We start from the raw sequence: 11,830 nt of genomic DNA on the forward strand, positions 1-11,830 counted from the left end.
AGTTGTTTTGCGCTAATTTTTTGCCCCATCCGTGCCCCATCACACGCCCCATCTTCGAAAAGCACACAAAGCCTTGCAAACCGATGCAAAGCTTTGTGTGTCTCAATTCTGTCTCATTTTACTTGCTAAGATACTGACCAGAAAAATGTATCGATCCACCGGCAGGTATTGAAGCAAAGCCAATAACATTCAATTGCCCGTTAGTTTCCACGTAACATTCAACAGGAACCATGCTCCCGCCGGCGGCAACACCCCAAGCAGAGATTGGGACACGTATTCTTGGTCGAATGATTGTCAGCGTGTTGTACGCAACTGCAGATGTACCCCTCACCATGGTTCCTGATATAACGATCGTTTTACCCGTTACCGTCATATCGAATCCGCCAGTATCAGACCAACCGTTTAACGCCGCGCCATCCTTTGCTGACGGAAGGCCGGATAACAACCCTAGCCCGTTCACAAAACCACGAATTAGAGAGGCATCAAGACCAATCCCACCAAGATACTCCACACCGTATTTGCCGTTCTCATCAGCTATTAGTGTCCCATGAACCAATGAGTTTCCACCAAGAGCATAGCCAGATTCTGTGCTGTTTTTTGAGTATCCGTTTCCTATGGTTATGTTCACAGAGGACGGATCTGTTTTTATACCGCCAGATGTCTGACTTATTTTATGGTCGCCAATAGTCCAGCCAACACATTTGCTGTCTACGGTAAGTGAATAATAATTACCGTATACATTAAATGCAGAATAACTACCAATGCCTATATTAGTAACGAATCCAGTATTTTCATCAGATGGAATAAATCCCCAGGCCGCATTTTGCACGACAAGCTCATCAATGAATACTCGGTCTATGGTGACATTGTCATGAGCGTCGTATATGCCTCCGAGGCTTGCATCAGGCCAACCGGTATTATCGTACAGACCTACCGAAATGCTATCCATGTGAATATCAGCACATGCTCCGCCAGAATCTGACTTAACGATGAAAGCGTCGCCGTACTGTCCGTAACAATGCGCCCTGCCTCCCTGCAAGTTTTGACATTTAATCGTAAGTCCATGAAAACCACCAATGCACTCTACATACCCCAAAATAACGCCGGATAACTGTTCCAGAAGAATGCTGTGAGTTCCTGGCTTGCTGGCAACATTTACAGAACTCAGCGTCTTAATATTATCAATTTCGATATTAGCATTAGCGCCAACACCATAGTGCGCAAGCGCGTCTTCGTAGGTTATCGACGCATATATGTTCTGTGATACATAAGCTCCTACGTCGATACCAAAATTAAATGTTTTAAATCCTCTAGCCTGATTCTTTATCGCCCCCTGAATAATTGTACCTGTTCCATCAATGAACCTTGATTTGTCAGATATCAATTGAGGCATTCCAGCACCAACAATGGAAATGTTTTCCACTGTATTTCTATTCAAGCCATATAATCCAGTAATGTTGTATGTCCTCTTGCCCAACCAGAAAACAGATCCAGGAACAGCTGCAAGTAATGCAGCTCTCAGGTCTCCGTTGTACGGGGCATTATCGACAACAACAAATTTAACAGGTGGGCTGTAGTGCTCAGCAAGACCACCAACCAAAAGATAACCATCTGGCTGGCTGAGTCTGCATTCAAGCTGATCAGGGTCGTATTTAAGTACGTTTGGAAAGTAAAACTGCTGCGCATTGTTGGCATCGTACACAGCCATTGAATGGCCTTGTACGGTAACAAACTTGGCAATTTGACCGTTGTAAACAGGGAACCCGCCAGCGTTGATGATTAGCGGCTGAGCGACAGGAACATGGCTACCATCCTCGTTCTCAAGATAAACCTGAATCTGGTTCGCAGGATTTACAGGGTCAGTATCAATCTGACCGATGTAGATTTTACCATTTGCCACAGCCTTAAATGACCGAGGCATAGTGAACAACTGCGAAGGCATGCTTACAACGACATTTGCAGTGATGTCTGACATTATACTTTTACCTTGCATGTTTTTAGCTGCAGAGAACTTAATTGGCAAAAGTGATGACAGGCCTAGTAAAGACTTCAGAAGCGTTCTTCTTTTCATGATTCTTCATAAATTGTGATGTCCTGAATAGATCATGCAAAAAAGAATGCCTGTCATCAACATGATAATTACCCAATCTTCGCAGCGTTGAGTTAAAGTTTGATATGGTTATGTAAAAGAGGAGTTATCATGGAACGTGATTTGCTAAACTTTGCTTTGTTACTATGCGGAATAGTAGTCGGAAAGTTGCTATTCGCTTAATGCGTCTGATTTAGCGCCCTGAGCGAATGAATTAACCGCACGCTCTACATCAGACAATGCTTTTTCAAATGCCGTAGACCCGCGCGGAGTATTAGCCAGGCGAAGCATTGCGTTTCGTGCTGGTTCGCTCTCATACAATCTCGCCAGCAATCCATAACCGCCACCCGCTCCAACTAGCGCAGGGTTTGTTGCTGTCCCAATCCCTAAGATGAAGGGGATTGTCTGCTGTCCGGTTGGCGTCGTTACACCTGCCTGCCCCGCACGTTTGGTTGACTCAAGATAGTTCTTCAGCCCTTTCAGATATGCAGCATCGCGGCCTTTAAAAGCGATTCCTGTCTGGTTAGACATCAGATTTACCTGGCGCAGGAATTGGTCTGGAGAACCGCCTGATTTCTCCATTGCCTTACCGATGATGCCGTTACGCATTTGGGAACGACCTGTTTGACCAACAGAACGGTATAGGTTTTGAACCTCTGATTTATTCTTGCTGAACAGCATGTTGTTGACCACTTCAGGAGTTAAGTCTCCTTTCATGATCACGTTCTTCAGGCGAGTGTTTTGAAGCTTGTTGGCCTCATCTGCATAGATGGAGTTTGCCTGCTTATAGCGACGCAGAGTATCATCGCCAAGATTCTTGCCAATGGCACTGTCAATGTCTCCAGTCATCGCTTTGTAGACGCGCTGAACGGCAGCATCTGACCGGTTAGGCATAACAACTCGCTCACCCTTCACATCCTGTCTGAACTGACTACGAAGGCCACTCAGCTGCTGTAGGTCCATCGCCATTGGACCACTTGCACCTGCATTGCGAGTCAGTTCATCACGGTATGCCTGCAGTTTCCCGATAGTCTCGTTATCGGCTACCTTTCCAAGGCGTTGGAGATTGCTTATTTCGGTGTCGATTTGCTGGATGGCGCGAGATGGCTGGATATTTACGCCCGTCATTGCATTCTGAACCTGCTCCAGTCGATTACCAGCGGCTTGTTTAATACCAGCAGTTTTTGCCTTCAGACTGCCAACCACAATCGACGGATCGTATTCACCAAATCGTGATGCAAACTCATCTACCAACTGGCTTCGAGCTTCTTGCTGATTAGCTCGCATAGTGCTTGTCCCGGCAAATGGTATGTTTTCAGCTGTGGTCTGTGCCATGCGGCCGACGCGGGAATTTGGTTGCAAAACGTCAGTGGTATGCAGAGGAACATCAGCGGCATTAGCGAACTGAATAGCCTGTTGCGCTTCTGGCGCTATCGTCCCGCGAACCCCACGATAAGCAGCGCCAGCGGCACGACCTAACTGGTTAATCGCGCCACCCAGCACAACACCGGTACCTAAGTCTGTTGCCAGTGCTTCCGGGTTATCACGTTCACTATTTGCAGCCAATGAACCAACGGAGTTTTCGGCCAGCAAACGAGATGCTCCCTGAGCAACTCGACCAGCAATAGATGGCGCTTGCGCTGCAATTCTCTCAGCTCCAACCGGAGTCAAATATGGCAGCGCTTCAGAGAAGATTTTACCTTCTGTCGTCTGAGGGGTAAGCGAATCTTGTTGTAATCCAAAGTCCTGCTCAAGCCCTTGGGTTGTGACGCGAGGCGCTGGATGATAAGTTCCGTCACCGATGCCAATCTTCTGACCAGCCCATGCCCCAGCACTGGCAACTGCATCAGCCATTGACGCCGGGATATTTGCCAGATTAACTCCAGCCTGTAGCAAACCACGCCCAGTCTCTGCAGCAGCATTTCCAAGGTCAGACATGAATCCATCTTGTTGCTGTGGCTGCGCTGCATCTTGTGGTTGTTGTGCTGGTTCTTGAGTCGTTGGAGGTGGATAAGCAGCATAGAAAGCCTGTTTAGCCTGTTCTGCATCGCTTCCGGCTTGCGGGGACACTACTTCATTGAAGTATTGCTCCTGCGCCTGTGCTTTCTGCTCTGGTGATAATGCCTGGTACTGTTGAGAGGAAATAACGTCTTTCCATGCCTTAGCCATTAATCACCCCATAGAGACTGGTAGCCAGATGTTTTCGGTTGCGTTGTTTGTTGTACGGATGGCTGTGCTGACTGCTGACGATTTCCACCATTACCAACATCAACCTGGTATTGCTGGTTGTAATTGTCGGTATATTGTTGGATGTCGCGCATTGACTGCTGCATAGCGTCAGGACTTGAGTAATCAACCTGTGGCATGCCCTGAAAATACATCTTCGCTTCTGCAGCGGTGTTAATGCCGGATGCGCCCATATCACGTGCGGCCGCAATGCCCTGGTTCTGCATCTTCCCTTGAACACGTTGCGCTGCGTTATAAAGCTGACGCTGGCCGCCACCGGAAGCGCGGCTACGGATGTCAGCTCCGAGAGCTGGAGCACCAGATGACCCAGTCACCCCTGTCATAAAATCAAGATCGCCTGCATTCGCTCCGGAAATTGCATCAAGGTCTTTCTTCATCGCGTAATTCTGCGCGCTGGCTGCTGATGTTGCAGGAGCTGCGATAGCGCTAGCCGGGACGCGCACCATGTTTCCGGCGTTGTCGATACCTTCATAGAAAGCATTTGCACCGGCACCGTGAAGCTTACCGCCGACATTTACAGTTCTTCCGTCAGCCAGTTGGACTACGCGATCGCCTTGACCGCCTGCCGCGCCAGCACGCTGGTTAGCCATATTCTGACCGCGCCGAGCTGTTGATGCCGACATGTCCTGTCCGCGCATCGTGATGTTCTGCCCTCGGGCCTGAAGACCCTCGCCAGCGCGGTTGCTGCGAACGGTCTCGTCAATCTTCTGCTGGTTCTGCTGCGTCTCGAACTGTTTATCCATCGGCAATGTTGCGAGGCGAGTGGCGTTAAGCAGGCTGTTAAACTGCTGCGGATCCTGCTGATACAGTTGCGCTGCCTGCTCCTTAGATACGCCCAGGCTTGATAGCGCCGGGCCATTTTTCTGGATAGCTGACTGCACTGCCTGAGGGTTACCACTTGCGGCCGCCACTGAAAGGTCATTCAATGCACCATGAACAAATGATGCGTGCTCAGCGCTTTGAATGCCGATTTCCTGCTGGATATTCTGCGCAAACTCAGGGAACTGGCGGCGCAACGCTGGTAACTGGTCCGGCGTTGCGATCTCGATTGCAGTATAGAAATCCTGGCGGCGCTGATTGTCTTTCTGTGCCTGCTGGTTCTGCATTTGAGAAGCGACGACTTGCTGCTGCCCAACTCGATTCTGCGTTTCCTGTAGAGCCTCTCTGCGGAAGTCGGGGATCATGGTGTCGTAATAGTTGATAGGGGCACCAAGCCCCTGCAATCCACCAAACTGAGCCATCAGAACATCCCCCCACCCATCATGCCGCCGAACATACCGGTAAACTGGTTAACGTCCTGCGCCGCGCCGTTATTAATGCTGCTGTTAGCGCTGGCAGCAACCTGCCATGGAAGAGCCGCCTTGCCAGCCATAATCTGGCCTTTCTGCTGATACATTCCAGCCATGTTGTTACCCTGACCAATGGCATAGTTTCCTAGCGCGTTAGCTGCCTCAGCGCCGAACCCTGACAGGCCCATCAACTGGGAATACATGTTCTGCTGCTGGTTGGTCATATCAGCGAGATAGTTTTGACCGAGAGTTGGAGCGATAGACGCCAGCATATTTCCGGTTGCTGTTGATCCAAGCCCTCCAGTTGCTTCTGCTGCATTCAGTCCGCTATAACGAGCCTGGTCATTAAGCATCTGGTATTCTTGAGAATTTAAGTAATCGGAAAGAAGTTTGTTTCTGTCTATCGGCTGACCGGCGATCGCCTGTAGCCCGGCAAGTCCTGTTCTGCCAGCGCTCTCATATGGTGTGAGCCATTCAACGGCATCTGAATAGCCCTGCCTAGCCTGGTCCATCGCCCTGTCTTGATACTTTTGCTGCTGCTTCGCGGCTTTATTCGCACCAATTCCACCGATAACGCCAGATACGGCACCGCCGATACCGCTAATTGCACCGCCCATGATATTCTCCCGGCTCGCGCCACATAATAAAAAAGGCGCTTTCGCGCCCATCGGTAGTTGTCAGAGTTTCTGTTGTTCGCTCACCGAATCCCATTCGCCTGGCGTAGTTGCACACTTTTGGTCGGTCAGTGAGAATGACGGCGCGTAGCCGGTTCATTCCGAACACTTTCAGGATGTCCGCGCCAGCATCACGGCACTCACGCCAGCGGCGCTTATCCATCGCAATATGGATGTCGAAATACCCACGCTGCGGAACCAGAGCGAATACACAGCAGCCATTCCAGAAGAAGTAATCCGCTCCCGGATCAACCCACGACTCCACACCCCACAAGCGCATCAATCCCTGCCCGGTGAGAGCATCGATATTCGTTAGCATGGTTACTGTTCCGCTATTATCTTGATGGTCGTGGCAGTGAACGCCGCGCCATTGGACTGAATGGTTAACGTGCTTCCGTTGGTGGCGAGGAATCCGCCCTGGTCTACCGAGAAGAACGTGGCCAGCAGAATGTTATCCGTCGCCGTTGCGGCATTGCGGCTGGCAACCAGCGTGTCCGGGACTGAACCGGAGAAGGTAAGCTGCATAGAGCGGTTGGTTGTGCCGCCCGGGTAGCTTCCGATGATAGCCAGTTTGAAGTTGAGCGACTTGTTCTCGTTAAAGACAACCATCTTGTTGTTAACGGTGTCGAAGAACGGAGCCAGCGTGCCGGATGTCGGAGTCAATGCCTTGAGCATCGTCACCAGGTTGGTGGCGGTAGTCGGGATAACCTGAGATATACCGGTGTAGACCACCTCTGACTTCTTGCGTGTTACAGCGTATTCAAGCGCATCAATCCGTGTTTCGTGGTCGGATACCTGAGTTTCAAGGCTTCCCACTCTGGTATCAAGCGATGAGATATCACTCTCATTCTGAGTAATTCTTGTCTCGTGGTCTGCTATCGTAACTTCAGCGGCGCTAATTCGCGTTTCGTGGTCAGAAAGTGTTACTTCAGCTGCAGATATACGTTGCTCATGGTCGGAAAGAACAACATCTTGCTCATCATTCTTAACCTGAGCTTCGTATGCGCCTTGCCCGGCCGCATTCGCCTTGTCTGCTACGCTTGTAAAATCAACAGCTTGAGACAATATATATTGTTCATATGCTGGGCTGTATCCTTTTGGCAATGACGCAGCGCTCAGGCTAACTGCGCGGACAATGACAGGAATAGCAAGAGAATTATCAGCCATCACTCAATCCTTATCTGGCAGCCTGATAACGTGACAGGTGACTTGGTGATAACTCTGACTTTGAACCCTACGTTCTTGCGAATACGCCCGATACGTTTCCAGATAACCCTCTTGTCGTAAACGAATGGTTCGTTCTGCTCAATCATCTGCTCACGACCGTAGTTGATACCGTCAGTCGTTGCGGAAAGAAATAACCGATCAGCGTATTGCGCCACTCCGGTTGACGATTCAACCTCGAAGTCGAACACCCGAGCGTTATCAGCCCTGAACAACGGCGTAAACAGCAGATGCTCTTGCCGCTGCTCATACTGGCTTGATATATCAAAATTAAGCACGCCTTTAATATGCTCAACCTTGTCGCCACAGGTTATCGAGTTACCTTCGTACATGAAGTCGATAGCCCGGTACACATCGTCATATAATCCGGTTTTCAGAATGCACCACTGGGGCCCGTTTTGTGATGCTGTGCCGTCATATACCAGAACATGGCGCGGAAGGTGGATCATCAGCAACTCGTGAGAGTCGAAGCGCAATGACTCCATCACCACGGTGGATAGCTCGGATGATGTGTAGCTGCGGATTATCTTCTCGATGCTGGCGGTGGCGATCGGAGTAGCCCGGCCCGAGTCGATGATATATACGGACGGCGCACCGGTAGCCGGATTGCTGACGATGGCATAAGCATCCATGAACACGCATTTGCAGAATGTACCGGCGATACCCTTTGGTACCATATACGCCGGGTTGGCAACATACAGCGCCGCGCCTGCTGTGCTGGCACCGGTAAGAGAGAAGAACTCAGTGGTTGTGGCTCCGAAACAAACAACGAAATCACGCCATGTTCCGATACCGATGATGCCATCAGGCTGGGATTCTGCCCGATACTCGGCAGCATTTCTGTCAGGGTGAGACTCGTCTTCAAGGTCGGTAATAAACCATGAATCAGTGCCATCTTTCGCCCAGGCATAACGTCCACGTAACCGGGTTACGTCACGGGCTAGTCCAAGTTCGTATTGAGTGTGTCCGCTACTTACTGGCCAGTTGGTGATTGTTTTTACTGTACCGTCGTATCGATATTCAATGACTTTTCCGCTCACGCATACAGCCTGGGATGTCCGCCCATGAGCCATTGATACGCGCCCAGAGTATTCGACATTACCAACCGCAGCATCACCTCGATACAACGTGCCACCCATTACGCGATATACGGTATTCTGAGAAGTGTTGTACTCAGCTCCGCGAGACACACCGAACACATTGGAAATCTTAGTTATACCTGGGAATGAGCGTAAATATCCGTTGCTGTTGAGCACTTCTTTAGGGGTCGCCAGCATGTTAACCGGCAAATAGTCGATGTAGTCGGCGTTTCGGAAGTCTTTACCCGTTCCCTTCATCAGAGGAAATTGCTGGATCGGCATCTTGTTTCTCTCCAGGGAAGAAATGCCAGCCATTCAGGGTGGCTAATTGATTGCCGCTGCCAATCGGCATCCGGTTTGGATAAGGCGCACGTTTGGCGCGTGATGTAGCGGTCTGCTTGTACAGCAACTCTTTGCCGTATCTGGCGGTGGTGATAATTTTTGCTGTCGCTTCCAGCGCGTAGTCTGGAGCAATACGGCAGGCCAGATTGTGGTATACGGCACTCACTGCGCTCGAACGTAATCCGTGGTCATCGCCTTCGGCTGGAGGATTATCCGGATCCGCGAATACATAGCCGGTGATAATGCCCTTTCCGTCCTGGTACCACTCAGCCATCATCGACTCAAGGTCATCGACCGCATCCTGCATAGACTGCGGTTCAACGTCGGTTAGGGTGGCGTTTGATGCAATTGCTAACTTGCGCAGCGCCGCTCTAACAAGGTCACCTTTAGTTGCTATCAGCATCTTTATCCGCCTTAGGTTTTGACCACGGCTTGTTCTTTGTCTTAACTTCTGGATCTGGATCTGGCTCTGCAAGAGAGTTCACCAGATCATCAGGATGCGCAAACCAGCCAGCATCGAGATATTCCTGCAGGTCGTCTTCCTGGATAATCTCGAAGTCGTAGCCCACACCCTTCCACTTCTTCATCTCGCCCTGGCGAAATACCATCTGTGTCATGCTTTGCTCCAGAATGAAAAAAGGGGCCGAAGCCCCTGGTGGTTGAGTTATTACGCCTGACCAGGAAGGCCGACGACGATTGCTTCCGGGCGAACAGCGCAAGCTGAATACCAGACCGCGATACGGCACTTACCAGTCAGGGTGTTGATATCACCCTGGGTAGCAAAGATGCCGTTAATGCCAACGCCAGGAATGCTGAACGACTGGGTTTTCATGCCAGAGAACAGCTCATGGTTAAGCGGGATCGGCTGTGACAGCAGGCGAATAGAGTCATCAGCCCAGCCGATGTTGGCGGTGGTCGTGGTGGTGTTCAGCAACGTGATCGGTGCGGCTGCAGCCAGTGAAGTGTTCACGTTGGCGTAGGCCTTCTCTTCCGCAGTCAGCGCGGCGTCGTCGAGAGCTACCGGTTTCGGAGTGATCTCGATGTGAGTACCATCGATAACGCGGGTGATAGAGAAGGTGGCATCGTCGGTGAGGACGTTCTTCGCCATCTGCGACAGGTATTTCACGCCAGCAAAGCTGATCTTGTCCCCACGCTTCAGGCCCGCAGATGCTGATACAACTACCGTTGCGACACGGTTATCAACGTTCTCGTTGTTGCCGTCGGTGTCAGTAATGTAAGCCTGTGGCTTAAACTTCTGCGCGCCGGTGACGGTGATGCCGGTGACGGTGGAACCAACGACAGTTGGCAGTTTTGGCGAACGCAGGACGTCATCAAAGCCAGCAACTTGCTTCTGGATCGTTCCGTTGCGATATGCCTCTTCCGGTACGCGCCCGAAGATATCGCCAGCAGTCAGATCACGACCGGACTTGCGATAGTCAGACGGGTTCAGGAAGTAGCTGATGCCCATGTCGCGGTTAAGTTCGCGCGCAAACATCAGTTCTTCAGCGGAGGAAAGGAAATCCCAGCCACTTAAACCAGTGGCCGGCCCGATAGAGCGAGAGTCATGCACGACCAGCGAGCCCATTTCCGTAGCCTGCTTGGCGATAGCCGTCTCGATGTTGTTCGCCAGTTTCTTGGCAGATGCCTGGATGCGACGACGGTACGAACGCTCGTCACGCAGATCGTCAGCACGCAGCTGGAAGAAGTCGTTATCCGGCAGACCCATGTTGCACTTAACGGACAGCTCCAGAACGTTGGTTGACTTGTTAGTCAGATCCCAGCCTTCCTGAGTTGGTGCTTCCTGCTCCAGCGGCATCCAGACGGTGTTACCGGAACGCTGCATAGAGTCAGCCGCCGGGGTGTATTTGGTGGTTTTGGACGCCATTGGCGTCAGGTTTTCTACGGTCTCGATGATCTCATCGATTGCATACGTGACCAGTTGGCCTTCTTTTAAGCTCATTGCCGAGTTCCTTTATTTCAATTTTGCCTTCAGCTTGCGATAGGTGTCCGTGTCCCCTTTGTCCGCCGCCGCTTCCATCTGGCGCGTTAACGCCTCACGGTTAGCAGCAGTGACATCACCAGCGATTGACTGGTCGGCAGGAGGAGCGGACGAAACCTGTTGCCCGCGAGGCTTGAGAGTTAAACGTTCAGAGAGTCGAGTGAGTTCAATCAGCGCTGACTGCCCATCCATCGACAAGATTCGACGGGTGGTCTCCTGGTTTGCACCCAGGTGATATATGAGCGCCGCGGATTTCTCAGGGAAGAGGCGCATGATGTCGTTGGTGACCTGTGGCGGCACCATCTGAGTAAACGCATCTTCTTTCGCCTGGTAATCAGGGATGTTGAGCTTTTCCGCTGCGTCGTAATGCTTGCGGGCTGCCTCGACGTATTGCGTTGATTGCTGGGTGTACTCCTGCGTCTTGCGTCCCTGCTCAGCCACCGCATTACTGCGCGCGTCCTGAGCCTTTGTGCTCCATTCGTTATTCGCCTGCTGGAAAGCAGCCGACGCCATGGCGGTGTCACCGTTGTACTTGCTGTACAAGGCGTCATCACCAAAGAAGTCGTTAAAGTTTGGCTGGGGTGGGAGATCAGGATTTACCCGTAAGTTCTCCGGCAACTCACCACGCTTGACTGCCTCTGCCTGTTGTTCAAGGTCGCGTTGACGCTTGCGCTCCAGGCGCTTGGCTGCAAATTTCGCGTTGGTTTCCGGGTCTTGTTTTTGCTTGCCCTCATCGTCACTCAGGACAACATCGAAGCCTGTATCCAGTCCTGCGTTATCGTTGGCATTATCGATAACTAAGCCATCTGCGGGTGCCGCCGCCTTTGTGCCAGACAGGATTGAGTCTTCAGTTGCCTGAATTGCGTTGGTATATGACATGTTTAGCT

Annotated in this window: 11 protein-coding genes; all 11 read right to left on the minus strand. The window is 51.2% G+C overall.

Going from position 1 to position 11,830, the window contains the following annotated elements:
* Positions 1-118: 118 nt before the first annotated feature.
* Positions 119-1,975 carry a phage head-binding domain-containing protein gene (locus tag LG384_RS12905; protein WP_225761309.1) on the minus strand — a complete coding sequence of 619 codons (1,857 nt, stop codon included), beginning with the start codon at positions 1,973-1,975 and terminating at the stop codon, positions 119-121.
* 285 nt (positions 1,976-2,260) lie between these two features.
* Positions 2,261-4,258: a lytic transglycosylase domain-containing protein gene (locus tag LG384_RS12910; protein WP_225761010.1), complete on the minus strand. Its 1,998-nt coding sequence runs from the start codon at positions 4,256-4,258 to the stop codon at positions 2,261-2,263.
* A complete protein-coding gene (locus LG384_RS12915; RefSeq protein ID WP_225761011.1) occupies positions 4,258-5,577 on the minus strand; it encodes a phage DNA ejection protein in 1,320 nt (439 codons plus the stop codon). Before LG384_RS12915 ends, LG384_RS12910 begins: the two co-directional genes overlap by 1 nt.
* Entirely contained in the window at positions 5,577-6,242 is a 666-nt protein-coding gene (locus LG384_RS12920) for a DNA transfer protein (protein ID WP_225761012.1), read from the minus strand. The genes LG384_RS12915 and LG384_RS12920 overlap by 1 nt, the downstream gene beginning before the upstream one ends.
* The gene (locus tag LG384_RS12925; protein ID WP_225761013.1) at positions 6,226-6,618 is read right to left on the minus strand and encodes a hypothetical protein; all 393 of its coding nucleotides are present in this window, start codon (positions 6,616-6,618) and stop codon (positions 6,226-6,228) included. The genes LG384_RS12920 and LG384_RS12925 overlap by 17 nt, the downstream gene beginning before the upstream one ends.
* Positions 6,619-6,620: 2 nt before the next feature.
* On the minus strand, positions 6,621-7,466 hold the full coding sequence (locus LG384_RS12930) for a tail needle knob protein (RefSeq protein WP_225761014.1): 846 nt from the start codon (positions 7,464-7,466) through the stop codon (positions 6,621-6,623).
* Positions 7,466-8,884, minus strand: a complete 1,419-nt coding sequence (locus LG384_RS12935; protein ID WP_225761015.1) for a packaged DNA stabilization protein — start codon at positions 8,882-8,884, stop codon at positions 7,466-7,468. The genes LG384_RS12930 and LG384_RS12935 overlap by 1 nt, the downstream gene beginning before the upstream one ends.
* Positions 8,844-9,347: a packaged DNA stabilization gp4 family protein gene (locus LG384_RS12940; protein ID WP_225761016.1), complete on the minus strand. Its 504-nt coding sequence runs from the start codon at positions 9,345-9,347 to the stop codon at positions 8,844-8,846. The genes LG384_RS12935 and LG384_RS12940 overlap by 41 nt, the downstream gene beginning before the upstream one ends.
* Positions 9,331-9,561 carry a hypothetical protein gene (locus LG384_RS12945; protein ID WP_225761017.1) on the minus strand — a complete coding sequence of 77 codons (231 nt, stop codon included), beginning with the start codon at positions 9,559-9,561 and terminating at the stop codon, positions 9,331-9,333. The genes LG384_RS12940 and LG384_RS12945 overlap by 17 nt, the downstream gene beginning before the upstream one ends.
* Positions 9,562-9,611: 50 nt before the next feature.
* Positions 9,612-10,904: a P22 phage major capsid protein family protein gene (locus LG384_RS12950; protein ID WP_225761018.1), complete on the minus strand. Its 1,293-nt coding sequence runs from the start codon at positions 10,902-10,904 to the stop codon at positions 9,612-9,614.
* A 12-nt stretch (positions 10,905-10,916) separates the two neighbouring features.
* Positions 10,917-11,822 carry a scaffolding protein gene (locus LG384_RS12955; RefSeq protein WP_225761019.1) on the minus strand — a complete coding sequence of 302 codons (906 nt, stop codon included), beginning with the start codon at positions 11,820-11,822 and terminating at the stop codon, positions 10,917-10,919.
* Positions 11,823-11,830 lie beyond the last annotated feature (8 nt).

Source organism: Citrobacter sp. Marseille-Q3906 (genome assembly GCF_916618775.1).
Lineage (GTDB): Bacteria > Pseudomonadota > Gammaproteobacteria > Enterobacterales > Enterobacteriaceae > Citrobacter > Citrobacter murliniae.

Excerpts from the sequence above, each read along its gene's own strand:
- LG384_RS12905 (WP_225761309.1), bottom strand. The coding sequence starts at position 1,975 with ATGTCAGACATCACTGCAAATGTCGTTGTAAGCATGCCTTCGCAGTTG.
- LG384_RS12910 (WP_225761010.1), bottom strand. The coding sequence starts at position 4,258 with ATGGCTAAGGCATGGAAAGACGTTATTTCCTCTCAACAGTACCAGGCA.
- LG384_RS12915 (WP_225761011.1), bottom strand. The coding sequence starts at position 5,577 with ATGGCTCAGTTTGGTGGATTGCAGGGGCTTGGTGCCCCTATCAACTAT.
- LG384_RS12920 (WP_225761012.1), bottom strand. The coding sequence starts at position 6,242 with ATGGGCGGTGCAATTAGCGGTATCGGCGGTGCCGTATCTGGCGTTATC.
- LG384_RS12925 (WP_225761013.1), bottom strand. The coding sequence starts at position 6,618 with ATGCTAACGAATATCGATGCTCTCACCGGGCAGGGATTGATGCGCTTG.
- LG384_RS12930 (WP_225761014.1), bottom strand. The coding sequence starts at position 7,466 with ATGGCTGATAATTCTCTTGCTATTCCTGTCATTGTCCGCGCAGTTAGC.
- LG384_RS12935 (WP_225761015.1), bottom strand. The coding sequence starts at position 8,884 with ATGCCGATCCAGCAATTTCCTCTGATGAAGGGAACGGGTAAAGACTTC.
- LG384_RS12940 (WP_225761016.1), bottom strand. The coding sequence starts at position 9,347 with ATGCTGATAGCAACTAAAGGTGACCTTGTTAGAGCGGCGCTGCGCAAG.
- LG384_RS12945 (WP_225761017.1), bottom strand. The coding sequence starts at position 9,561 with ATGACACAGATGGTATTTCGCCAGGGCGAGATGAAGAAGTGGAAGGGT.
- LG384_RS12950 (WP_225761018.1), bottom strand. The coding sequence starts at position 10,904 with ATGAGCTTAAAAGAAGGCCAACTGGTCACGTATGCAATCGATGAGATC.
- LG384_RS12955 (WP_225761019.1), bottom strand. The coding sequence starts at position 11,822 with ATGTCATATACCAACGCAATTCAGGCAACTGAAGACTCAATCCTGTCT.